Genomic DNA, 21,115 nt, shown 5'->3' on the forward strand with positions numbered 1-21,115 from the left:
GGTGGCGCTTACCCGAATCCTGTGGTTGCGTGGAGGACCACCACCCACCACATCAGGAGGATTAATGGGCATCGGCGACAAGATCGACAACGCCAAGGACCAGCTCGCCGGCAAGGCCAAGGGCGCGGCTGGCGACGCCACCGACAACGAGGACCTGCAGGCCGAGGGCCAGGTCCAGGAGAGCAAGGGCGACCTCAAGGCCGCCGGCGAAAAGGTCAAGGACGCCTTCAAGTGACCTGCTGACCACGGACATGACGAAGGGCGGGACCGTGACGGTCCCGCCCTTCGTGCGTGACGTGCCCAAGATGGTGGAGGTGGCGGGAATCGAACCCGCGTCCACTGGCAGACAATCAGGGCTTCTCCGGGTGCAGTGCGCTATGGATTTTCTCGGCCCCGGGGCTCGCGCGCACACGTTCCCCGACAGGCCCAGTCGCGTAGGAGTCCCGCAGTGCCCCGCGACATGGCACTGCAGCAAGATCTCTAGCTGACGCTGGGATCTAGGTCGAGATCACACCTAGGCCAACGGACTTCGGGCTCGCTCAGGCGGCGAGGGCGAAGTCGGTGCGCTTGGAATCGGCACCTATTGGGTTTGCACGGGGCGTTGACGAGATGACCGTGCATCCTCGACCCGCTTCCCCTGAAGGACCGGCCAGTGTCGAAACCGATCACCCCCATGGGATGAACACGTCACGCTGTTCAGTTGTGGTCACTCAGTATGGACTCAACGGCGGCCGGGGCCAAACACATTCCCGTCTCGCTGGTGGAGGTGCGAGCGCCCCCACCCCGCTGGTGGAGGTGCGAGCGCCCCAAACCGCTGGTGGAGGTGCGAGCGCCAGCGAGCCTCGACACCCAGGTCTCGAGGCTCCTTCGTCGCTCCTCGACCCACGTCGCGGGTCAGCGCCGCCGCTTGAACTGGTCGGACATCGCCCGCTCGGCCTCGCGCCGGTCCTGCCGCTCGCGCAGCGTGTGCCGCTTGTCGTAGGCCTTCTTGCCCGTCGCCAGGGCGATCTCGACCTTGACCCGGCCGTTCTTGAAGTACAGCGACAGCGGCACGATGGTCCGACCGCTCCCCTGCGCCTTGACCATGATCTTGTCGAGCTCGGCGCGGTGCAGCAGCAGCTTGCGACGTCGGCGCGGCGTGTGGTTGGTCCACGTGCCCTGGACGTACTCGGGGATGTGCACGCCCTCGAGCCACAGCTCGTCGCCGTAGAAGATCGCGTAGCCGTCGATCAGGCTGGCCCGCCCCATGCGCAGCGCCTTGACCTCGGTGCCCATGAGCGCGATGCCGGCCTCGTAGGTGTCCTCGATGAGGTAGTCGTGACGCGCCTTGCGGTTGCGTGCGACGACGAGCTCACCCGTCTCGGTCTTCTTGGCCATGGGTCTCCCCCTTCGCTGCTCGTGGTGGTTGAGGGGTCACGGTACCCCGAGGTGACAACCGGATCGCCACCGGTTTTGTGCCCGAAGGGAGGTCAGAGCCAGCCGCGGGGGTCGACCGGGGTGCCGTTGGCCCGGGTCTCGAAGTGCAGGTGGCAGCCGGTCGACGTGCCGGTCGTGCCGACGTAGCCGATGACCTGACCGCGACTGACGTGACCGCTGCGGACCGCGAAGGACTGCAGGTGGTTGTAGGTCGTCGCGAGCGAGGAGCCGCGCTTGATGCCGTGGTCGATGACGATCTGGTTGCCGTAGCCACCGGTCGAGCTCGGCGGGTTGGCCGCGATGACCGTGCCGTCCGTCGCGGCGTAGACCGGGGACCCGCAGGCGCCGGCGTAGTCGCGCCCGGCATGCAGCCGCCACGTCTGGTGGATCGGGTGGAAGCGCAGGCCGAACTCGGAGCTGACCGGCGCATTGCTGGGGGCCTGCAGGACGCCGCTGCTCGTCGGCGCCGGCGGGTTGGGGTCGGCCGGCGCGGCCGACCCGGTGTCGTCGCTCGAGGTCGACTGCTGGGCGCGACGCCGGGCGTCGGCCTCGCGGGCCGCCTGCTCCTCGCGCGCCTTGCGGATCTCGGCCTCGCGGATGCGCGCCTTGCGGGCCCGCTCCTCGAGGATCTTGGTCAGCTTGTCGGACTCGGCCTGCAGTCCGTCGACCTTCTTCTGGTCCTCGCGCTTGGCCGCGCGCAGGTCGGCGGCCTGGGTCGTCTGGTCGCTCTCGAGGGTCTCGAGGCTGCGCTGGGTGCGGTCGGCCTTGTCGCTGGCGGTGCGGGCCGCGGCGAGCTTGGTCTCCTTGGTCGCCTTGGCGTCGCTGGTCTTCTTGCGCAGTGCGCTCAGCTTGTCGCCCGTGGAGACGAGGTTGGCCCGCGAGGTGCTCAGCTCCTCGAGCGCCGAGCTCTGCGAGTCGCCGACCGACTCGGCCATGATCATCTTGTCGACGAAGGCGCCCGGGTCCTCGCTGCCGACGGCCACGGACATGCTGCCCATGCCCTGCTGCTGGTAGACCTGCCCGGCGAAGCTGGCGACGGCCCGGCGCGAGGTCGTGATCTTCGAGCTCGTCGACTTCAGGTCCCGCTCGGCCTTGTCCTCGTTGGCCTTGGCCAGGTCGTAGGCCGCGACCGCGTCGTCGTACTCGCCCTTGGCCGTCGTCTCCGCCTGCTCGGCCGACTTGGCCGCGCTGCGGGCACCGGGGAGCTTCGAGCGGGTGGACTTGAGCTTGCTGTAGGCGTCGAGCAGGTCCTTGGACGTCTCGTGCAGGTCGCCCTGGGCGTCGGAGAGCTGGCCGTCGACACGGTCCTTCTCCTGCTGCGGGTCGGGGTCGGCGGCGAAGGCGTAGCCGGCTCCGGTGAGCAGGCACACCGACAGGGCCGCACCGGTGAGGGCACGGGCGCGTCGGGTGGCGAGGGGACGGGCTGGGCGGGGCATCGCGCTCAACGGTAGACCCGAAGGAGGCCGGTGAACAGGACCCTGCGCCGCTCGGCGTGGCCCCGCATCACACCCGCAGGTAGCGCCACAGGGTCACCGTCGAGGTCCCGATGGCGAGCACGACGACGCCGACGAGCAGGAAGGGGGCGATGACCCACACGTCGTTGGACGAGATGAAGGCCGTTCCCGAGTTTTCCTGCAGGAGATATCTGTCGAAGAGCGCCCAGGCGGACACCCACAGCAGGCCGATCGCCATCAGCGCCCCGATCAGCCCGGAGGCGACCGTCTCGATGATGAAGGGGGTGCGGATCGTGCGGTTGGACGCGCCGACGAGCTTCATGATCGCGATCTCGCGGCGGCGGGTGAAGGCCGCCTGCCGGATCGTCGTCGCCATGAGCAGCACCGCCGAGACGAGGGTGAGCACGGCCAGCCCGACCATCACCGCGGTGATGATGTTGATCGCGCGGAAGAGCGGGGAGAAGACCTCGCGCAGGTTGGGCACGCTGGCGACACCGGGCGCCCCCTCGAAGGCCGAGGCGACGGTCTCGAACTCCTCCGGGTCGGACAGCTGCACGCGATAGCTCGGCGGGATGTCCCCGACCCGGATGTGCCCGGCGAGCGGGGAGTTCTTGTAGTCCTGCTTGAAGCGCGAGTATGCCTCCTCCTCGGACTCCCAGTAGACGTCCTTGACGAGCGGCTCCATCTCCTCGAGCTGGGCGGCCACCGACTCGCGCTGGTCCTGCGTCGCCGCCCCCGTGGAGCAGTTGGGCTGCGCCGAGGTGTCGGTGCACATGTAGATCGAGACCTGGACGCGGTCGTACCAATAGCCCTTCATCTGGTCGACCTGGCGCTGCGCGAGCAGGCCGACGCCGAGCAGGTAGAGCGAGATCATCGTCACGAGGATGACCGAGACGGCGATCGACTTGTTGCGCCGCAGGCCCTCCCAGGCGTCGGCGAAGACAGACGGCTTCATCGCAGCAGGTCCTCCGCGTCGTCGTCCCAGTCGTCCAGGGCGTGCACCTCGCCGATCGGTCGGTCCTCCTGGGGCGGCAGCGCCCCGTCGTCGTGGTCGTAGTCCTCGTGGTCGTCGTGGGCCCGGTCGGCCTCGCGCTCGTCGCGGTCGCGGGAGTCGACGGCCTTGGGCACGTAGCTGCCGCCCTCCTCGTCGCGGATGATCACGCCGTCCTCGAGCTCGACGACGCGCTTGCGCATCTCGTCGACGATGACGTTGTCGTGGGTGGCCATGACGATCGTCGTGCCGGAGTCGTGGATGCGGCGCAGCAGCTGGACGATGTCCAGGCTCGTGGCCGGGTCCAGGTTGCCGGTGGGCTCGTCGGCGAGGAGCACCGGCGGCTTGTTGACGACCGCGCGCGCGATGGCCACGCGCTGCTGCTCACCGCCGGAGAGCTCGTGGGGCATCCGCTTCTCCATGCCCGCGAGGCCAACGAGCTCGAGGGTTTCGGGCACGAGCGCGCGGATCGCGCGGCGGGGCCGGCCGATGACCTGCAGCGCGTAGGCGACGTTTTGCTGGACCGTCTTGTTGGGCAGCAGTCGGAAGTCCTGGAAGATCGTGCCGACCTGGCGGCGCAGCTGCGGCACCTTGCGCTGCGGCATCTTGCGCAGGTCGTGGCCGCCGACGAGCAGCCGGCCGGAGCTGACGATCTCCTCGCGGATCGTCAGGCGCACCAGGGTGGACTTGCCGGAGCCGCTGGCGCCGACGATGAAGACGAACTCACCGCGGTCGATGTTGAGGTCGATCCCGTCGAGCGCGGGGTGGCTCTGGTTGGGATATCTCTTGGTGACGTTCTCAAAACGGATCATCAGGTGCTCGGGGCCTTACGCGGACGAAGGGGGTGAACGGCCGCCTGCAGGATATGTCGCTTCGCTGCGAGGCCGTGACACCCGCGTGACCTCGGCGCGTTAGGTGGCCAGCCTCAATCGGTCAGGACGGGTGACGACGGGTCCGCCGTGCCCGGGGCGGGCGGGCGCAGCAGGTCGGCGACCCGTCGGGCCTCGTCGAGGGTGAATCCCGTCCGGGTGTCGTACTCGTCCTCACCGAGCTCCTGCATGGCCTCGATGATGTTGGCCCGCAGGAAGCGGCGGGCGTCGTCGTCCAACTCGAGTCGCAGACCATCGGCGTCGGGGGCGAGGTGCAGGTGCATGAGGACAGGCTATGACCGTCACGGCCCGCCTCCAGGTCGTCAACACCTCACGAGGTGACCGGAGTGAACGTCCAATGGGGCCTGCGCCCCTCTGTGTCGCTGACCAGCTGGAGCGAGCGCGTGGCAAGCCGCAGCCGCTCCCCCGTGTCGTGGGCGACGAGGATGGTCTCGCCGACGGCCGTCGAGAAAACATCCGACCCCTCACCCCGAGCGAATACTCGGCCACGGCCGGGTGCCCGAACCAGGGCGCCGCCCCGGTAGCGGATCAAGCCGGCGTCCGTCTGGACCGTGAGCACCCTCCCGCCGGTCGCACCGAGGACGCGCGCGCCCACGAGCGCGTCGATCATCTCGACCGAGGGCGTCTCGGCGACCACCTGGTCCCGCACCGCGGTCAGCCACGTCGACGCAGTGATGCCTTCCTCGTCGTAGTCGTAGTTGTTCGTCAGCTTCCACAGGACCTCGTCGAGCCGATCTTCTCGGTCCGGCCCCGCGAACTTGCCCAGCAGCGAATCGACCTCCAGCGGAATCCGGGCGCAGAAGATGGGGTCACGGGTGAAGGTGCTCACCACCTCCTCCGGCGACTCGTGGAAGTCCCAGAAGTCCAGGTGGAAGCCCGACATCATCAAGTCAGTCAGCGCAGGGTACTCACACTCAAGATCCATGTGTCGCCCCAGTCGAACCCTCAGGCACCTGTGAACCTCCCAAGCCACCGGTGCCCGGGATCAGGCGCTGGGTGCCTTCCCAGTCGTCGGGCCGATGCTGGAGATCGTGGGAGGCCTTCGCCACAATCTCGCGGAAGACGCTCTCATCGATCTCGTCGTCATCGCGCTCTTCGCCGACGGGAAGATCGGCATCTAGCACGCGATCGTCGAGACCGAAGAAGACGCGCTGGAGGATCGCGTAGCGGACGCCGTCCCGAGGCGAGCGTCCGATGTCATCGTCGCGTAGAACTGCGACCGGAAGGCCGCAGCCTCGACGGCACCGCTGAGGAAGGTGTCAAAGAGCGCTGCGTATGTCTCGTCGGGGACTCCGAATTCGTCCTTCATGGCACCTGGCCCAATGCCCACTAGACGTTCGGCTCGTACATCACCACGGTGGGCCCGTACTGGTCGACCACTTCGACGACGATGTTGCGGTCAGGGAAGTCGGCGGCTGCCCTCGCCCGCCAGCACTCGGCGATGAATTCAGCGGCCATTACGTCGCTGATGTCATCGCCGTCGCCATCGACGTCAAGTTCGTCCCAGACAACGAAGTTGTTGACCACCCGAGCGAGGGCCGCACCATCGTCACCCAGACGCTCGCGCCAATCATCGAGAGTCTTTTGCGAGAACCCAGCATATCTAGCCTTAATGAACACAAGACCGTCGACTTCCATAAGCTCCGGGAAGGCAATGTCAGCGACTGCGATCAAGCCAGCCACACCCACGTTGTACTTGACGTACAAGCCCACCGTCCCTGGTGGCTGAAGGCCGTTAACCCAAGCTGCCACCGTGGGATCTTCCATCGCGTCGAATCGCCTCACAGGTTGTGAACCTCCTCTGGAGTGGCCGGACGAACCTCACCCTTATTAACGTGCACTTTACCCGTCTTGGGGTTCACGTGACGTTCGTACTCCACTACATGTGGCGGCGGGATCGGCACCCCGTCCTTTCCCTTGTGAGGTTTCGAATCCGGATCGATGTCAACCCGTTTCGTGGGGAGCCCGTCCGGTCCGTACTCCTGATAATAGGTGACCTTGCCATTGCCATCAGTGCGATACAGGACCTCGTTGGGGCCCGCTTGCTTCGGGAAGGCATTCTTGCCTCGGCCGGTCCCGGTTCCTGTGTACTCGCGACCACGGGAGACCGGCGACCCCGGATAGGGACGCCCCTCCCGTCGATCGTCCCATTCCTTCTGCTTGAGACGCGCCTTGGCCGCCAAGTCGTCCCACTTGCGCTTGGCCCAGGGCGCCACCTTGTCGACCAACTTCTCGATCGGCTTGCGGAACACCTTGAGCAAGCGGCCGACTCCGGCACCGACGACGAGCCAGAGCAGGTCGTCCAGGACAGCCAGCGGGTCGTTGAGGAACTTCTCGATCGCGGCCTTGGGGTCCCTCAAGAACTCGGCGATCTCGTTGAGCAGGTCCATGACAGTCATGACCGCACCGACGATGACGACGATCGTCGCCAAGACCGCGAGCACCTCGAGGCCTAGGAAGATCGCGACAACAATCCCGATAACGACACCGACGACGAAGGCGATGACCTGGCCCCACCACGGCAGGTTGTCCCACCAGTCGCCGATGTCCTCGAGCAGGTCGAGGAAGTCGTCCCAGGCACCATCGAGGAAGGCGCTCACGTCGAGAGTCGGCCAGTCGATGTCGGGCAGGTCCCAGTCCCACCCGTCGAAGGGGTTGAGGTCCGGGAAGTCGAAGTCCGGCAGGTCCCAGTCGGGCCAACCCCACCCGCCGCCACCGCCGCCGCGACTCCCTTCGCCATCGCTGGCACGGACCTGGTCCTCGGCCTGACGACGCAGCTCAGCCCCCGCGGCACGCAGCGTCTCGGCCGCCTGCGCCACCTGCGGTCCGGCCTCCGACCACCCGCTCTCGAAGGTCCCAAGATCGGGCCCCTCCCACACCGCGGCCAGCACCTTGAGCATCGCGTTGCCGTCGTCCTGGATGCCCGAGACCTGCTTGCCCAAGGACTCGATGCGCTCACCGGCCGCACGAACGGCCTTGGGCTCCAGCCCTTCCTGCACGCTCATGAGTCCTCCCCGAAGTACTCCGCAACCGCCTCGATGTCCGCGACGTCACCGGCCACCAGCCGGCGCACCTCGTCGGCGAGATCGCCGGGCTCGACACCCAGCACCCGCACTCCCCCGACATCCGCACGCACGGCCACCAGTCCCTCGTCCGTGACGACCCACTGGCGCAGCGCGAGACCACCCAGCATCTGCAGGGCACCCTCGGCGGACGCGGCCCGCTCACGACGCCCGGAGCGCAGCACCACCACCTCGGTCTCCGGCTCCCGCAGCATCTCGGCCAGCCTCGGGTCCACCCCCGGGACGGACGCCAGAGCATCCGCGGACTCGTCAGCACTCGGCTCGTCGGACATCTCGCCGAGCAGATCGCCGAAGGCCCGAACCATCGCCTCGTCCGGCCGCAGGTCGTCGCCCTGGTGCCCCTCGGTCAGCTCCGCCGTGGACAACCAGCCCCCGTCACCCGTCGGCGCGCCGACACCGGCGGTCGCGCCCACCGGTCCCGCGCCGCGCTCGTCGAGCGAGACCGCCTCTCCGCCGAAGGGAAGATCCGTCGCCGGGACGGGGACGCCGACCTCGTCTGCCACGCGGTCATCGGCCCGCAGCGCGTCGACCGGTGGCAGCACCCGCGACACCGCGTCGAACACAGCGTCGGGCCGCACGATCTGCACCAGCACCCGCGGCTCCCGGGTGACCTCCCCTTCGCCGACCACTCGCTCGCGCGACGTCTCGAGCAGGCAGAGGGTGCCCATCACCGACAGCGTCGTGCGAAACCGCATCGCCCCCGAGCGAGCCAGCACCTCCAGCCGTGCGTCGGCGCGGGACAAACCAGCGACGACGTCTCTCCACAGCGGGGTGAGGTCTCTCCCCTTCGCCATGCCCCGCTCACCGAGCTCGGCCCAGACGTCGCTCGACGCCCCCGGCCGGAGGCCGGCGTCGCGCACGACGTCCCAGGCATCACGACTGATGGCCGTCGCCTTGACGGCCGTCCCCTTCGGGTCCATGCGCCACCCCCTGATGGTCCGTGGACCACCGTAGGCGCATCGCGCGAATCACGCAGCGGGGAGAACTCCCCATACGCGGCTTGGCCGCGGGCGGCCGCTCACCTCAAGGAGCGGGAGGATCAGTCCTCGGACTTGGCCTGCTCGATGCGCCAGCGGATGCCGGCCTCGATGAAGCCGTCGATGTCACCGTCGAAGACCGCGGACGGGTTGCCGGTCTCGTGCTCGGTGCGCAGGTCCTTGACCATCTGGTACGGGTTGAGCACGTAGGAACGCATCTGGTCGCCCCAGCTGGCCTTGACGTCGCCGGCGAGCTCCTTGCGCTCGGCGGCCTCCTCGGCCTTCTTCTGCAGGAGCAGTCGCGACTGCATCACGCGCAGCGCGGCGGCGCGGTTCTGGATCTGCGACTTCTCGTTCTGCATCGACACGACGATGCCGGTCGGGATGTGCGTCATGCGCACGGCCGAGTCGGTCGTGTTGACCGACTGGCCGCCGGGGCCGGAGGAGCGGAAGACGTCGATCTTCAGCTCGTTGTCCGGGATCTCGATGGAGTCGGTGCCCTCGATGAGCGGGATGACCTCGACCGCAGCGAAGGAGGTCTGGCGCCGGCCCTGGTTGTCGAAGGGGGAGATGCGCACCAGGCGGTGGGTCCCCCCTTCGACCGAGAGGTTGCCGTAGGCGTAGGGGACGTTGACCTCGAAGGTGGCCGACTTCAGGCCCGCCTCCTCGGCGTAGGAGGTGTCCATGACCTTGGTCGGGTATCCGTGGCGCTCGGCCCAGCGCAGGTACATGCGCATGAGCATCTCGGCGAAGTCGGCGGCGTCGACGCCACCGGCGCCGGCGCGGATCGTCACGACGGCCTCGCGCTCGTCGTACTCCCCGGACAGCAGCGTGCGGACCTCGAGCTCGCTGACCGCCTTGGCGACCTTGGTCAGCTCGGTCTCGGCCTCGGCGAGCGTGTCGGCATCGCCCTCCTCGGTCCCGAGCTCGACGAGCGTCTCGAGGTCGTCGATGCGCGCGTCCATGCCGACGATGCGGTCGCGCTCGGCATTGGCCCGCGACAGCGCGGAGGTCACGCCCTGCGCCGACTCGGGGTCGTCCCACAGGTCGGGGGCGGCGGCCTGCTGCTCGAGGTCGCTGATCTGCTGCTCGAGCGCAGGCAGGTCGGTCACCTCGCGCACTGACGCCATGGTCGTGCGCAGGTGCTTGATCTCGGTCTCGAAGTCGACAGCCACGACAGGTCACCTTACGGCAGGGGTGGCCCGCTCCCCTACGTCGGCTGGGCGCTGCGTCGCTCGCGCGGGTCGCTGGCGATGAACTGGTTGATCCAGCGGGCCCTGGGGTCACGATCGATGAGCAGGCTCTTGACGAGCAGGGTGCACGGGATCGCCAGGAGGGCACCCAGCGCGCCGAAGACGTAGGCCCAGAAGACGAGGGAGAGGAAGGCGGTCGTCGCATTGATGCCGACGGCATCACCGGTGAACTTCGGCTGGAAGATCGACTGGATGACGAAGTTGACGACGCAGTAGATCGCGATGACCCAGATCATCGTCGACACCCCACCCGACAGCAGCGCGATGAAGGCCGGCGGGATGAGGCCGAGGACGAAGCCGATGTTGGGGATGTAGTTGGTGACGAAGGCGAGCAGCCCGAAGGTCATCGCCAACGGCACGCCGAGCCAGACGAGCGCGAAGTAGTCGATGACGGCGACGAGGATGCCGAAGACGGTCGAGACGATCCAATACTTGCGCACGCGGTAGCCGAAGTCGACGAGGGCATCGGCGACGTCGGGCTTGTGCCGGTGGATGGCCGACAAGCGCCCCTTGAAGCCGCCGGCGTCCATGACGAGGAAGATCATCACCGTCAGCAGGAAGAGCATCGTCGTCGTCAGGCCGGTGATCGTGTTGGCCAGTGACGTCGCCAGGCCGGTGAGGTTGCGCAGGTCGAAGTTCGAGATCGCCTCGTCGATCTCCTGGGCCTCGATGCCCTGCTCGAGCAGCAGGTCGCGTCCGTCGCGCACCAGCCCGGTGAAGGTGCTCGTGTACTCCGGCCTGGCCAGCTCGGTCGCGAAGCGGCTGGCCGCCAGGCCGATGGACGCTCCGAGGAAGGCGAGAATCCCGTAGAGCATGACGATGAGCAGCAGCCCGGAGATGACCGAGCCGAGGAAGCGGCGCAAGACCTTGTAGACCGGGTAGACGGCGATGATCAGGGTCATCGCGAGGAAAGTCGGCGCGATGATGCCCGAGACCTCCCGTAGGCCGGAGATCGCCACAGCTCCGGCGGCCAGGCCGAGCAGGATCGTCAGGGTCGGCGACAGCGACACCCGCACCCGCGACTCCTCCTCGGGTGCCTCGTGCTCGTGGGTCGGGTCGGGCGTGCGCACCTCGGCGACGGGGATCGTCTCGGCGTCGTCGTCGGCTTCGTCGGGCCGCACCTCCCCGTCGGTCGTGTGCACGACCTCCTCGTCCACCTCCCGGTTGTTGAGGAGCTCGCTCTGCGAGCGTCTCGAAGCGACGTCCGAAGGGGGATCCGTCACCTCGGCCTGATCCGGCTCGGGCTCCGGCTCCGCGTCGGGCTCCTCGTGGGCAGGCGCCTCGACGACATCGGCCTCGACACCGTCCGGCTGCGCGTCCTCCCCCGACCGTTCTTGCTCCACGCGTGCATCCTCCTGGACGAGATGGTGCGGTCTCCCCGCCGGCTCATCGTGTCACCTCGGGGGGCCGTGTGGGAGCAGGGCCGTCAGCCGTCAACGCGCACGACGGATCGCCGGCCCTGTGCTCGGCTGCTCGCATGACCCACCCACACGTTGTGCGCCACGGAGCCGGCGTCCCCCTCATCGGCGTCCACGGCAACGGTGTCGACCACCGCCTGCTCCTCGCCCTGGACGACTCCCTGGCCGAAGGCGGCGCGTGGGAGCGCACCTACCTCGACCTGCCCGCGCTCGTCGCCAACTCCCTCGGCGGACTGCTCGCTCGCAACCTCGTGGCCCAGTTCGGCGACCAGGTCCTCGGACTGGCCCTCATCGCACCCGTGGTCGACCCCGACGCCTCCCGCCGCACCCTGCCCGAGCGCACCGTCGTCGACCGCGACGAGGAGCTGCTCGCCGAGCTGACGGACGCGGACCGTGACGAGTTCACCGGCATGGCGGTGCGGCAGACCCGTGACTCGTGGGCTGCCTTGGAGCGCTGGGCGCTGCCGGGTGTACGCGCAGCCGACCCGGCCGCGATGCAGCGGCTCGGCGCCGACTACGCGCTCGGCACCGTCCCCGAGGAGGGCGGCCCCACCTTTCGGGGGCCGACACTCCTCGTGGCCGGACGGCAGGACCACGTCGTCGGCTACGAGGACCAGCTGCGGCTGCTCCCCCACTACCCGCGTGCGAGAGCACTCGTCGTCGACGCGGCCGGGCACAACGTCCACCTCGAGCAGCCCGCGATCGTCGGTGCCGCCGTCGCCGACTGGGCACGCCGGGCCCACCCCGACACGCCGACCCCCTGACCGCCCCCGGCTACCCAGGGGTCACGCCGGCCCGGGCCCGGGACTCCACGGTCACCGTCACCGAGCCGCCCAGATCGCGCAACAGACCCCCGATGAGCGGCAGGTCCGCCTCGCCGGACAGGCGCACCACCGCGGTGCGGCCGTCGGGGCTGCCGGTCCCGCTCGCGACCTGCCAGCTCTCCAGGCCGTGGGGCCGGGAACGGCCGGCGAGGTGGTCGGCCGCGCTGGCCTGCACCGTCGCGTCGTCGAGCGGCAGGTCCGTGCCCAGACCGCGGTCGTAGACGAGCTTGGCGCTGTCGTCCGTCGCGTCGAGGGCCGCGGAGTCGGCGGCGTCGAGCAGACGCATCCGCGAGATCTGCACCGAGGTGACTGCCAGAGCCCCGATGATCAGCGTCAGCACGACGACGGTCAGGCCGGTGATGAGCAGGGTCAGCTGTCCGCTGTCGTCACGACAGCGGGCCACGGCACGAGCGCGAAGGGAGGTCATCGCACCTCGTACCTCGGCACGGGCGCGGTCTGGGTCGCCGAGACGGGGATCTCCAACGGCACCACCTCACGGAAGAAGGCGGGCACGAGCGGCATCGGCACGCTCACCTCGGCGCGGCTGGTCACCGACGCCCCGGGAGTCAGGCAGGGCGAGTCGGTGCAGTCGACGGCGACCTCGCCCATGCCCGGGAAGCCCTGGTCCTCGAAGGCGATATCGGCCGCAGCCTGCGACCTCGCGGAGGCGGAGGCATCGTCGCGGGCGGTGACGAAGGCGCGCGCCGACTCGCGGGCCGCCTGGGTCACGGCATAGGAGCCGGCCTGCAGCCGGGCCAGGCACAGCACGAGGTAGATCAGCGGGACGAGCAGCAGAATCGCCAGCCAGACGAACTCGATGACGGCGCTCCCCCCTTCGTCGGCCAGACGCTCGCGGACGCTCACTGGGTCTCCGCGAAGGCTCGGCCGGTGACGTCCATCGCACCGCCGGGACCGAAGGGCCCGATGACCGGCAGGGGTGCGCTGACGTCGACCACGACGACGTCGACCCCCGCGGCCGTCGTGTCGACCCGCGCCGTCACGTCACCCGCGAAGCGGGCGGACAGGCTGCGGCCGATGAGGTCCTCGGCCCGGCCGGCACCCTCCTGGGGCGTCGACCCCTCACGTGCGCCGTAGCGAGCCCCCTCCGAGGCGCACGAGATGAGGGTGTTGCGCACGTGCAGCGTCAGCCCGAGCTGGAAGACCCCGAGGAAGACGAAGAGCAGCAGCGCAGAGGTCATCGTGAAGTCGGCGACGGCCGACCCACGATCGTCGTGCAGCCTCGCGGCACCGATCAATTGTGGACCTGGTCGGGGCCGGTGACCCCGGTGATCGCGCGCTCGAACATGCCCTTGAGCTGCTCACCCGCGATGGCCCAGATGCCGGTGACGAGGGCCGCGGTCATCAGGGTGATGAGGACCCAGCCGGGCACGTCGCCCGTCTCGTCGTCGAGGCGCGCAGTGGCCCGCCGCACGGCATCGGTGAGGCGGACGTGCGCCTTGATGAGCTGGTCGTTCATGGTGTTTCTCCTTGGTGCGTGCTGGTCGGTCACATCTGGAACTGGAAGAAGCCGAGGCCCGGGAACATGGCGAAGAGGATGGTGACGGGCAGCACGCCAAAGACGACCGGGACCATCATCGCGATCTCCTTCTTGCCGCCGGCCTCCATGATCAGGCGACGCCCCTCCTCGCGGACGTCCTGCGCCTGGGCGCGCAGCACCTCCGCCAGCGGGGTGCCGCGCTCGACGGCGACGACGATGCCGTCGACGAAGCGGGCCAACGAGGCCAGGCCGGTGCGGTCGGCCAGCCCCTGCAGGGCGGCCGGCAGGCTGGCCCCGGCGCGGGCGTCGGCGAGGCAGCGACCGAGCTCGTCGGACAGCTCGCCGTCGGACAGCCGCACGACCCGCTCGAGCGCACCGGCCGCGCCTTCGCCTGCACCCACCGCGAGCGCGAGCAGCTCGGCGACGGTGGGGAACTCGGCGAGCATTCGGGCCTCACGCCGGTCGGCCTCACGGCTGAGCAGCGAGTCGCGCGCGACGACGCCGATGGCGAAGCCGAGGACGACGAGCACCAGCAGGAAGAGGGGTGAGCGCCCCTGCCCGGACACGTAGACGATGCCGAGGAACCCGCCCGCGACCGCCCCGGCGAAGCCGTAGACGACCTGCTCGGCGCGGAAGTGGTCGGTGTCGGGCACGCGCCCGGCCCGCAGCAGACGCCGCCGCACCGACGAGGTGCCGCCGAGCACCTGCTCGACGCGGCGGGCCAGGTCGCTGACGACGGGGCGCAGGACGGTCGGGATCACGGCGGTGAGCGAGACGTCCTCGACGGCGAGGAGCCGCGAGGGCTTGGGGGTGTCGCGCAGGTAGGGCGCGAGCCGGTCGTCGAGGGTCGCCTGACGGTGCCGCGGCAGCCCCTGCCAGACGAGGAGGGCGCCCAGGGCGAGCAGCAACCCGAGCAAGGCGCCGCTGCGACCGAGGCCGATGTCGTGGAGCAGGTCGGTCATCGCAGCACCCGCTCTTCCTCGGGGAGCCGGCCGATGCGCACCATGATGCGGTAGGCCACGACGGTGGCCACCGCCCCGACGGCAAGGACGAGCACCCCGGTCGAGGTGTTGTAGGCCTGCACGGACTCGGGTCGGGTCGACAGCAGCGCAAGCACGATCCAGGGCGCGGCGACGGCCAGCCGGGCGGCGTTGACCGTCCACGACTGCCGGGTCTCGAGCTCGCTGCGGGTGCGCGCGTCCTCGCGCAGGAAGGTCGACAGGGTCCGCAGGAGCGAGCCGAGGTCGGACCCACCGACCTCACGGGCGATGCGCAGCGACTCGACGAGCCGGTCCCCCACCGGGTCGGCCAAACGGTCCTTGAGCCGGTCGAGGCAGTCGTTGAAGCGGCCGGTTGTGCGGTAGTCGCTGGCGAAGTCGGCGAAGGCCGGCCGCAGCTCCTCGGGCCCCCGGACCGAGAGCTGGGCGAGCGCCTCCGGCAGCGCCAGACCGGCGCGCACGGCGGAGGTGACGTTGTCGACGGCGTCGGGCCACAGGTCCCGCAGGTGCGCCCGGCGGGAGCGGGCCCGCACCCGCACGACGGCGACCGGCACCCAGCCGGCCATGACGGCGAAGCACAGGGCAATCGCCGGCACCCCGGTGAGCGCGGTGACCGTGAGGAAGATCAGCAGGAAGGCGATGCCGCACGCGGCGAGGAGTAGTCGGGGCCCGATGCCGCGGTAGCCGGCCTGGGCGAGGTCGTCGGCGAGCCCACGCATGACCCGACTCTCCCGCTGGACCCGCTCGCGCTCCTCACGAGGCCAGCAGGACCACCAGATGAGGAAGACCCCGGCCCCGAGGATGGCCCCCACGAGCACGCCGGTCACGGCGACCCACTCCCGAGGACGGCCGCGATGTCGTAGCCGGCCCGCTGGAAGCGGTCGCGGTGCGGCGGATAGCCGTCGGCGCGCACCAGTCGCCCGTCGCGCGTGGTGAAGATGTCGCTGATCTCGACGACGTCGTTTTCGATCCGGCCGGGCAGCGCGACGATCTCGCGCACCCGGCGGACGCCGTCGGACTCGAGCGCGGCGTGCACGACGATGTCGATCGACCCGGCGACCGTCGGCACGACGAAGCGCGAGCCGACGTTTTCGCCGGCGAGCAGCGGCAGGGTGCACATCTTGGTCACCGCCTCGCGGGCCGAGTTGGCGTGGATCGTGCACATGCCCGGCAGCCCGGAGTTGAGCGCGATGAGCAGGTCGAGGCTCTCGGCCTGCCGCACCTCGCCGACGATGATCCGCGACGGGCGCATGCGCAGCGCCTCCTTGACCAGACGCCGCAGCGGCACCTCGCCCAGCCCCTCGAGGTTGGACTGGCGGCACTGCATCGACACGACATCTCTCAGCGGGATCTTCAGCTCGAAGACCTCCTCGCAGGTCACGACCCGCTCCCGTGGCGGGATCGCCGCCGACAGGCAGTTGAGCAGGGTCGTCTTGCCGGCCTGGGTGCCGCCGGCCACGAGGACGTTGAGCCCCGACGCGACGGCGGCCTGGAGGAAGGTCGCCGCCTCCTTGGTCAGCGTGCCCAACCGCACGAGGTCGTCGAGGTGGTCGGCCTTGACGACGAACTTGCGGATGTTGACGACCCAGTGCTCTCGGGTGATGTCGGGGATGACGACGTGCAGCCGGCTGCCGTCGGGCAGGGTCGCGTCGACGAAGGGGGACGACAGGTCAATGCGTCGGCCCGAGGACTTGAGCATCTTCTCCACGAGGTCGCGGACCTCGTCTGCGGTGAGGACGGTTGAGGTCAGCTCGGCGACGCCGTTGCGGGCGACGAAGACCTGGCTCGGGCTGTTGATCCAGATCTCCTCGACCTGCGGGTCGTCGAAGAAGCGCTGGAGGGGCCCGAAGCCGGCGACGGTGTCGAGCACGGACTTGACCGCGGCCTCGACATTGCCGAGCATCGGCAGCCCGCCGTGGGTGCTGCGCTCGTCGTAGTCGGAGACGGCGGCGCGCACGAGGTCGGCGACCTCGGCGGTCTCGCGGACCGGGTCGAGCCCGGAGCGGCGAATGAGCTCGCGGACCTCTGTCTCGACGGTCTTGACAGCATCCATCGGCTGATCCCCCCTTCGTCGTGAGGCGTCGTCCTCGCGGACCTCCCCGGTCCACTGGGCCACGACGGTACTGAATTGAGCGCGATCCGCATCTCGAGAATCCACAGGCCACCCGACCCGCCTGCTGAACGGCGTTCGAATGCGGTCCCGAACCGTGCCATAATCGGCGCCGAACCCCCGACCGAGAGGGCCACCGTGTCCACCCAGCGCTCCACCGGCCGTGATCTGGCGCAGGTCGCCGTCTTCGCCGGCATCATCGCCGTCCTCGGGCTGATCCCGGCCATCGCCCCCTTCGGCAATGCCGTCCCGATCACCGCGCAGTCGCTGGGCATCATGCTCGCCGGCGCGATCCTCGGCGCCCGCCGCGGCGTGCTGGCCGTCCTCGTCCTGCTCGCCCTCGTCGCGCTCGGTCTGCCGCTGCTCGCCGGCGGGCGCGGCGGCCTGGGCGTCTTCGCCGGGCCGAGCGTCGGCTACCTGATCGGCTGGCCGATCGCGGCCTGGGCGATCGGGGCGATGACCCAGGCGATGGGCACGCCCTACCGCACCGCCGTCGGCATCGGCATCAACGTCCTCGGTGGCGTCCTCCTGCTCAACCTCCTCGGCGTCATCGGTATGGTCCTTCGCGCCGACCTGTCCGTGAGCGCCGCGCTCGTGGCGGCGGCCCCCTTCGTCCCGGGTGACCTCGCCAAGGCCGCGATCGCCGCCGTCGTCGCGAAGGGGGTGCACGCGGCCTACCCGGGTCTGATCCGCGCCCGGCGCACGGCCCGCGAGGATGCCCTCGTCTGAGGTCAACGTCCTGGCGGCGGCGGACCCGGTCGCGGCCTTCGTCGAGGCCGAGAGGCAGGGGCGGCTCGTCGCCCTGCCGACCTCAGGCACCTCCGGTCGCCCGCGGACCGTGGTGCGGACGACGGCGTCGTGGACCGACTCCTTCGGGGCGGTCGCCGAGCTCACCGGCACCACCGGCGCGAGCCGGGTGTGGGTGCCCGGCCCGGTCACCGCGACGATGAACCTCTTCGCCACCGTCCACGCCCGCTGGGCCGGCGCGCGCCTCGCCCCGAGCCTCGCCGAGGCGACCCATGCGCACCTGACGCCGACCTCCCTTCGTCGGCTGCTGGCGGACGGGGCCGACCTCGCCGGCCGCAGCCTCGTCGTCGCCGGTGACCGCGTCGACGAGGCGACCGCCGCCGCGGTGTCGGCCGCGGGTGGGCGGCTGCACCACTACTACGGGGCGGCGGAGCTGTCCTTCGTCGCGTGGGGCGAGCACGCGGGCGACCTGCGGGCCTTCCCCGGCGTCGACGTGGAGGCGCGCGACGGCGAGCTGTGGGTCCGCTCCCCCTATGTCAGCGCCGGCTACCTCGAGCCGAGCCACGAGCTGCGGGGCGAAGGGGGCTGGGTCACCGTCGGCGACCGCGGCGAGGTCGTCGACGGTCGCGTGATCGTCCACGGACGCGCCGGCGGGATCACGACGGCCGGCGCGACCGTGCGGGTCGCCGACATCGAGGGCGTGCTGCGTCCTCTGGCGCGCGGTGACGTGGTCGTCGTCGGGCTGCCGCACCCCGACCTCGGTGAGGTCGTCGCCGCAGCCGTGACCGATGCTGGTGACGTGCAGCGCCTCACCTCCCTCGCCCGCGAGCAGCTCGCTCCCGCCCAGCGGCCGCGCCGCTGGCTGCACCTGCCCGCCCTCCCCCGCACCCGGCACGACAAGGTCGACCGCGATGCCGTCCGCGAGGCCCTGGCGGCTGCCCGATGAGTGCCCCGGTGATCGTCGCCGCGGCCCGCTCGGCCATCGGCACCGCCGGGCGCTCCCTCGCCGGGGTCACCGCCGACCAGCTCGCCGGACCCGTGCTCGCCGCGACCCTCGACCGCTCCGGCCTGGCACCGGAGGACGTCAGCGACGTCGTGCTCGGCAACTGCATGGGCCCCGGCGGTGACGTGGCCCGCTCCGCGTCGCTGGCGGCCGGGCTGCCCGTCACCGTCCCCGCGCTCACCGTCGACCGGCAGTGCGCGAGCGGTCTGGCCGCGATCGACGTCGCCGTCTCGCTCGTGCGCGGCGGCGCGAGCGCCGTGCTCGCCGGCGGCGTGGAGTCGGTGAGCACGGCCCCGTGGCGGCACTGGCCACCCGTCGACGGTGCCGACCCGGTGCGCTACGAGCGGGCTCCCTTCGCGCCGGCGGGGTGGGACGACCCCGAGATGGGCGTGGCCAACGACCTGCTCGCGCACGAGGCCGGCGTCACCCGCGAGCGCCAGGACGAGTACGCGGCCCGGTCGCACGCGCGGGCTGTGGCCGCGCGGGAGGCGGGGGCCTTCGACGCGGAAGTTGTCGCCGTCGCCGGCGTGACCCGCGACGACCGGCCCAAGGCGACGCTCACGGTCGACAAGCTGGCGCGGCTGCGACCGGCCTTCCGCGACAACGGAAGCGTGACCGCCGGCAACTCCTGCGGCATCAGCGACGGCGCCGCCGCCGTCGCGGTCGTCGACGCGGCGACGCACGAGCGGCTGGGCGTGCCGGGGCTGCGCATCCTCGCCACGGCGACGGCCGGCGTCGAGCCGAGCCGACCCGGCCGCGGGCTCGTCCCCGCCACGCGGATCGCGCTGCAGCGCAGCGGGATCGGGCTCGACGACCTCGACGCCATCGAGATCAACGAGGCCTTCGCCGGGCAGGTGCTGGCGTGCTGCGACGAGCTGGGCGTCGACCCCCTTCGCGTGTGTGCCGAGGGTGGGGCGCTGGCGCTCGGCCACCCGTGGGGAGCCTCCGGCGCCGTGCTCGTCGTGCGGCTCTTCCACCAGCTGGTGGGCTCTTCGATCCCTAAGGTGCGCCGGAGGCGCCGTCCTGAGGTGCGACGGAGGAGCCTCGAAGGGAGCCTCGAAGGGCGACTGGGCCTCGCGGCGATCGCCGCCGGCGGCGGGCAGGGAGTGGCGATGGTGGTGCAGGCATGCTGATCGACGTGCGCGACGTGACGCACGGCTTCGACGGTGGCGCGCCGGTGCTGCGCGACGTGACCGTGCGGCTGACCGAGCAGCGAGTCGGGGTCATCGGGGCCAACGGCTCCGGCAAGTCGACCTTCGCCCGGATGCTCAACGGGCTCGTCGTGCCCGAGCAGGGCACGGTGACCCTCGACGGGCTCGACACCGCTCGGCAGGGCAAGGAGGTGCGGCGGCGGGTCGGCTTCTGCTTCACCGACCCAGACGCGCAGATCGTCATGCCGACCGTCGCCGAGGACGTCGCCTTCAGCCTGCGACGAAGGGGGCTGACCCGCACCGAGGTCGACGCCCGGGTCGAGGCGGCCCTGGCCGCCCACGGTCTCGCCGGTCGCGGCGACCACCCGGCGCACCTGCTGAGCGGCGGGCAGAAGCAGCTGCTCGCCCTGGCGGCCGTGCTCGTCACCGAGCCCGACCTGCTCGTCATGGACGAGCCGACGACGCTGCTCGACATCCGCAACGCGCGGCGGGTCGCCGAGGTCGTGCGGGGTCTGCCCCAGCAGGTCGTCCTCGTGACCCACCACCTCGACCTGCTCGCGGACTTCGACCGGGTGCTCGTCTTCGACCGCAGCCGCCTCGTGCACGACGGCACGCCCGCCGACGCGATCGCCCACTACCTGCGGCTCATGGACGACGACCGGTGATCGGGCTCTACCGCGAGGGCGACTCGGTCCTGCACCGGCTGCCGGCCGGGGCGAAGCTCCTCGCGCTCCTGCTCGTGGGCGTGGCCTCCCCCTTCGTCCGCTCGCCGCTGGTCACGGTGTGCGCGCTGCTCGGCGTGCTGGCCGGCTACGCCCTGGCCCGGATGCAGGTGCGGGTGCTGCTGCAGATGCTGCGGCCGCTGCTGCTCGTCATGGTGCCGCTGGCGGTCTTCCAGACGGTCGTGGCGGGGTGGCAGCGGGCCGTCGTCATCGTCGGGGTGCTCGTCGCGCTCGTGCTGCTGGCCAACCTCGTGACGCTGACGACCCGCACCACCGACCTCATCGACGTCGTCGTGCGGGTGTGCGGCCCCCTGCGGCGGGTCGGGGTCAACCCCGAGCGGGTGGGCCTGATGCTCCAGCTGGCGATCCGCGCCGTGCCCCAGGTCATCGACCTGGGGCGGCGGGTGCGCGAGGCGCAGCACGCGCGGGGCCTGGCCGCCAGCCCACGCGCCTTCGCCGTGCCGCTCATCGTCGGCGCGCTGCGCCGGGCGGATGCGATGGGTGATGCGCTGGCAGCTCGGGGCCTCGACGACTGAGCCTGTGGACAACTCTCGGCGGCGCTGACCCTCATCGACCTACG

At 70.6% G+C, this 21,115-nt stretch carries 25 protein-coding genes and 1 other RNA gene; 7 read left to right on the forward strand and 19 right to left on the reverse strand.

What is annotated here, in order from left to right; all coding sequences use genetic code 11:
* Positions 1-64: 64 nt before the first annotated feature.
* On the forward strand, positions 65-235 hold the full coding sequence (locus tag NYE39_RS06005; protein WP_192910586.1) for a CsbD family protein: 171 nt from the start codon (positions 65-67) through the stop codon (positions 233-235).
* A gap of 71 nt (positions 236-306) precedes the next feature.
* On the opposite strand, the gene ssrA is transcribed toward NYE39_RS06005, so the two are convergent.
* The 12 genes from ssrA to NYE39_RS06065 all read right to left on the reverse strand — a co-directional run bounded on the left by ssrA (position 307) and on the right by NYE39_RS06065 (position 11,407).
* Positions 307-673, reverse strand: a transfer-messenger RNA (tmRNA) gene (gene ssrA / locus NYE39_RS06010).
* Between the two features lie 221 nt (positions 674-894).
* Positions 895-1,377, reverse strand: a complete 483-nt coding sequence (gene smpB, locus NYE39_RS06015; RefSeq protein ID WP_072625115.1) for an SsrA-binding protein SmpB — start codon at positions 1,375-1,377, stop codon at positions 895-897.
* 92 nt (positions 1,378-1,469) lie between these two features.
* Positions 1,470-2,852 (reverse strand): peptidoglycan DD-metalloendopeptidase family protein, encoded by a 1,383-nt coding sequence (locus NYE39_RS06020; RefSeq protein WP_341012115.1) that lies wholly within the window; start codon positions 2,850-2,852, stop codon positions 1,470-1,472.
* 67 nt (positions 2,853-2,919) lie between these two features.
* Complete coding sequence (ftsX, locus tag NYE39_RS06025; RefSeq protein WP_072625117.1) at positions 2,920-3,825, reverse strand: permease-like cell division protein FtsX; 906 nt, start codon at positions 3,823-3,825, stop codon at positions 2,920-2,922.
* Positions 3,822-4,673 (reverse strand): cell division ATP-binding protein FtsE, encoded by an 852-nt coding sequence (gene ftsE / locus NYE39_RS06030; RefSeq protein WP_341012116.1) that lies wholly within the window; start codon positions 4,671-4,673, stop codon positions 3,822-3,824. The genes ftsX and ftsE overlap by 4 nt, the downstream gene beginning before the upstream one ends.
* Positions 4,674-4,786: 113 nt before the next feature.
* Entirely contained in the window at positions 4,787-5,014 is a 228-nt protein-coding gene (locus NYE39_RS06035) for a hypothetical protein (protein WP_072625119.1), read from the reverse strand.
* A 47-nt stretch (positions 5,015-5,061) separates the two neighbouring features.
* Positions 5,062-5,676: a contact-dependent growth inhibition system immunity protein gene (locus NYE39_RS06040; RefSeq protein WP_341012117.1), complete on the reverse strand. Its 615-nt coding sequence runs from the start codon at positions 5,674-5,676 to the stop codon at positions 5,062-5,064.
* Positions 5,677-6,080: 404 nt separating this feature from the next.
* A complete protein-coding gene (locus tag NYE39_RS06045) occupies positions 6,081-6,536 on the reverse strand; it encodes a hypothetical protein (RefSeq protein ID WP_125932838.1) in 456 nt (151 codons plus the stop codon).
* Positions 6,533-7,756, reverse strand: coding sequence for a polymorphic toxin type 24 domain-containing protein (locus tag NYE39_RS06050; protein WP_341012118.1), 1,224 nt, complete (start codon positions 7,754-7,756; stop codon positions 6,533-6,535). The genes NYE39_RS06045 and NYE39_RS06050 overlap by 4 nt, the downstream gene beginning before the upstream one ends.
* Entirely contained in the window at positions 7,753-8,754 is a 1,002-nt protein-coding gene (locus NYE39_RS06055) for a hypothetical protein (protein WP_341012119.1), read from the reverse strand. Before NYE39_RS06055 ends, NYE39_RS06050 begins: the two co-directional genes overlap by 4 nt.
* A gap of 119 nt (positions 8,755-8,873) precedes the next feature.
* Entirely contained in the window at positions 8,874-9,986 is a 1,113-nt protein-coding gene (prfB, locus tag NYE39_RS06060) for a peptide chain release factor 2 (protein WP_341012120.1), read from the reverse strand.
* 35 nt (positions 9,987-10,021) lie between these two features.
* Positions 10,022-11,407, reverse strand: coding sequence for an AI-2E family transporter (locus NYE39_RS06065; protein ID WP_192910593.1), 1,386 nt, complete (start codon positions 11,405-11,407; stop codon positions 10,022-10,024).
* 134 nt (positions 11,408-11,541) lie between these two features.
* Between NYE39_RS06065 and NYE39_RS06070 the strand changes: the two genes are divergently transcribed.
* On the forward strand, positions 11,542-12,246 hold the full coding sequence (locus NYE39_RS06070) for an alpha/beta fold hydrolase (protein WP_072625128.1): 705 nt from the start codon (positions 11,542-11,544) through the stop codon (positions 12,244-12,246).
* A gap of 10 nt (positions 12,247-12,256) precedes the next feature.
* On the opposite strand, the gene NYE39_RS06075 is transcribed toward NYE39_RS06070, so the two are convergent.
* The 7 genes from NYE39_RS06075 to NYE39_RS06105 are packed head-to-tail and all read right to left on the reverse strand — an operon-like array spanning position 12,257 to position 16,855.
* Positions 12,257-12,733, reverse strand: a complete 477-nt coding sequence (locus NYE39_RS06075; protein WP_341012121.1) for a pilus assembly protein TadG-related protein — start codon at positions 12,731-12,733, stop codon at positions 12,257-12,259.
* The gene (locus NYE39_RS06080) at positions 12,730-13,170 is read right to left on the reverse strand and encodes a pilus assembly protein TadE (RefSeq protein WP_084450383.1); all 441 of its coding nucleotides are present in this window, start codon (positions 13,168-13,170) and stop codon (positions 12,730-12,732) included. The genes NYE39_RS06075 and NYE39_RS06080 overlap by 4 nt, the downstream gene beginning before the upstream one ends.
* A complete protein-coding gene (locus NYE39_RS06085; RefSeq protein ID WP_226282597.1) occupies positions 13,167-13,562 on the reverse strand; it encodes a TadE family protein in 396 nt (131 codons plus the stop codon). The genes NYE39_RS06080 and NYE39_RS06085 overlap by 4 nt, the downstream gene beginning before the upstream one ends.
* Positions 13,559-13,783, reverse strand: a complete 225-nt coding sequence (locus NYE39_RS06090) for a hypothetical protein (RefSeq protein ID WP_072625131.1) — start codon at positions 13,781-13,783, stop codon at positions 13,559-13,561. The genes NYE39_RS06085 and NYE39_RS06090 overlap by 4 nt, the downstream gene beginning before the upstream one ends.
* A gap of 29 nt (positions 13,784-13,812) precedes the next feature.
* A complete protein-coding gene (locus NYE39_RS06095; protein ID WP_192910596.1) occupies positions 13,813-14,766 on the reverse strand; it encodes a type II secretion system F family protein in 954 nt (317 codons plus the stop codon).
* Complete coding sequence (locus tag NYE39_RS06100) at positions 14,763-15,629, reverse strand: type II secretion system F family protein (protein ID WP_072625132.1); 867 nt, start codon at positions 15,627-15,629, stop codon at positions 14,763-14,765. The genes NYE39_RS06095 and NYE39_RS06100 overlap by 4 nt, the downstream gene beginning before the upstream one ends.
* Positions 15,626-16,855, reverse strand: coding sequence for a CpaF family protein (locus tag NYE39_RS06105; protein WP_341012122.1), 1,230 nt, complete (start codon positions 16,853-16,855; stop codon positions 15,626-15,628). Before NYE39_RS06105 ends, NYE39_RS06100 begins: the two co-directional genes overlap by 4 nt.
* A gap of 195 nt (positions 16,856-17,050) precedes the next feature.
* Here NYE39_RS06105 and NYE39_RS06110 point away from each other — a divergent pair, with 195 nt between their 5' ends.
* The 5 genes from NYE39_RS06110 to NYE39_RS06130 are packed head-to-tail and all read left to right on the forward strand — an operon-like array spanning position 17,051 to position 21,071.
* Positions 17,051-17,641 (forward strand): biotin transporter BioY, encoded by a 591-nt coding sequence (locus NYE39_RS06110; RefSeq protein WP_083546129.1) that lies wholly within the window; start codon positions 17,051-17,053, stop codon positions 17,639-17,641.
* Positions 17,628-18,605, forward strand: a complete 978-nt coding sequence (locus NYE39_RS06115) for an AMP-binding enzyme (RefSeq protein ID WP_072625134.1) — start codon at positions 17,628-17,630, stop codon at positions 18,603-18,605. Before NYE39_RS06110 ends, NYE39_RS06115 begins: the two co-directional genes overlap by 14 nt.
* Entirely contained in the window at positions 18,602-19,795 is a 1,194-nt protein-coding gene (locus NYE39_RS06120; RefSeq protein WP_072625135.1) for a thiolase family protein, read from the forward strand. Before NYE39_RS06115 ends, NYE39_RS06120 begins: the two co-directional genes overlap by 4 nt.
* Complete coding sequence (locus NYE39_RS06125) at positions 19,789-20,478, forward strand: energy-coupling factor ABC transporter ATP-binding protein (RefSeq protein ID WP_072625136.1); 690 nt, start codon at positions 19,789-19,791, stop codon at positions 20,476-20,478. Before NYE39_RS06120 ends, NYE39_RS06125 begins: the two co-directional genes overlap by 7 nt.
* Complete coding sequence (locus NYE39_RS06130; protein WP_072625137.1) at positions 20,475-21,071, forward strand: energy-coupling factor transporter transmembrane component T family protein; 597 nt, start codon at positions 20,475-20,477, stop codon at positions 21,069-21,071. The genes NYE39_RS06125 and NYE39_RS06130 overlap by 4 nt, the downstream gene beginning before the upstream one ends.
* Positions 21,072-21,115: the final 44 nt, after the last annotated feature.

Origin of the sequence: Janibacter sp. FSL W8-0316 (genome assembly GCF_038004165.1) — a bacterium.
GTDB classification, from domain to species: domain Bacteria; phylum Actinomycetota; class Actinomycetes; order Actinomycetales; family Dermatophilaceae; genus Janibacter; species Janibacter indicus.

Bases quoted from the DNA above. Each gene is read 5' to 3' on its own strand.
- NYE39_RS06115 (WP_072625134.1), top strand. From the start codon at position 17,628: ATGCCCTCGTCTGAGGTCAACGTCCTGGCGGCGGCGGACCCGGTCGCG.
- NYE39_RS06125 (WP_072625136.1), top strand. From the start codon at position 19,789: ATGCTGATCGACGTGCGCGACGTGACGCACGGCTTCGACGGTGGCGCG.
- NYE39_RS06105 (WP_341012122.1), bottom strand. From the start codon at position 16,855: ATGGATGCTGTCAAGACCGTCGAGACAGAGGTCCGCGAGCTCATTCGC.
- NYE39_RS06070 (WP_072625128.1), top strand. From the start codon at position 11,542: ATGACCCACCCACACGTTGTGCGCCACGGAGCCGGCGTCCCCCTCATC.
- NYE39_RS06095 (WP_192910596.1), bottom strand. From the start codon at position 14,766: ATGACCGACCTGCTCCACGACATCGGCCTCGGTCGCAGCGGCGCCTTG.
- NYE39_RS06120 (WP_072625135.1), top strand. From the start codon at position 18,602: ATGAGTGCCCCGGTGATCGTCGCCGCGGCCCGCTCGGCCATCGGCACC.
- ftsE (WP_341012116.1), bottom strand. From the start codon at position 4,673: ATGATCCGTTTTGAGAACGTCACCAAGAGATATCCCAACCAGAGCCAC.
- NYE39_RS06040 (WP_341012117.1), bottom strand. From the start codon at position 5,676: ATGGATCTTGAGTGTGAGTACCCTGCGCTGACTGACTTGATGATGTCG.
- NYE39_RS06035 (WP_072625119.1), bottom strand. From the start codon at position 5,014: ATGCACCTGCACCTCGCCCCCGACGCCGATGGTCTGCGACTCGAGTTG.
- ftsX (WP_072625117.1), bottom strand. From the start codon at position 3,825: ATGAAGCCGTCTGTCTTCGCCGACGCCTGGGAGGGCCTGCGGCGCAAC.
- NYE39_RS06075 (WP_341012121.1), bottom strand. From the start codon at position 12,733: ATGACCTCCCTTCGCGCTCGTGCCGTGGCCCGCTGTCGTGACGACAGC.
- NYE39_RS06005 (WP_192910586.1), top strand. From the start codon at position 65: ATGGGCATCGGCGACAAGATCGACAACGCCAAGGACCAGCTCGCCGGC.
- NYE39_RS06020 (WP_341012115.1), bottom strand. From the start codon at position 2,852: ATGCCCCGCCCAGCCCGTCCCCTCGCCACCCGACGCGCCCGTGCCCTC.
- NYE39_RS06050 (WP_341012118.1), bottom strand. From the start codon at position 7,756: ATGAGCGTGCAGGAAGGGCTGGAGCCCAAGGCCGTTCGTGCGGCCGGT.
- NYE39_RS06090 (WP_072625131.1), bottom strand. From the start codon at position 13,783: ATGAACGACCAGCTCATCAAGGCGCACGTCCGCCTCACCGATGCCGTG.
- smpB (WP_072625115.1), bottom strand. From the start codon at position 1,377: ATGGCCAAGAAGACCGAGACGGGTGAGCTCGTCGTCGCACGCAACCGC.
- NYE39_RS06055 (WP_341012119.1), bottom strand. From the start codon at position 8,754: ATGGACCCGAAGGGGACGGCCGTCAAGGCGACGGCCATCAGTCGTGAT.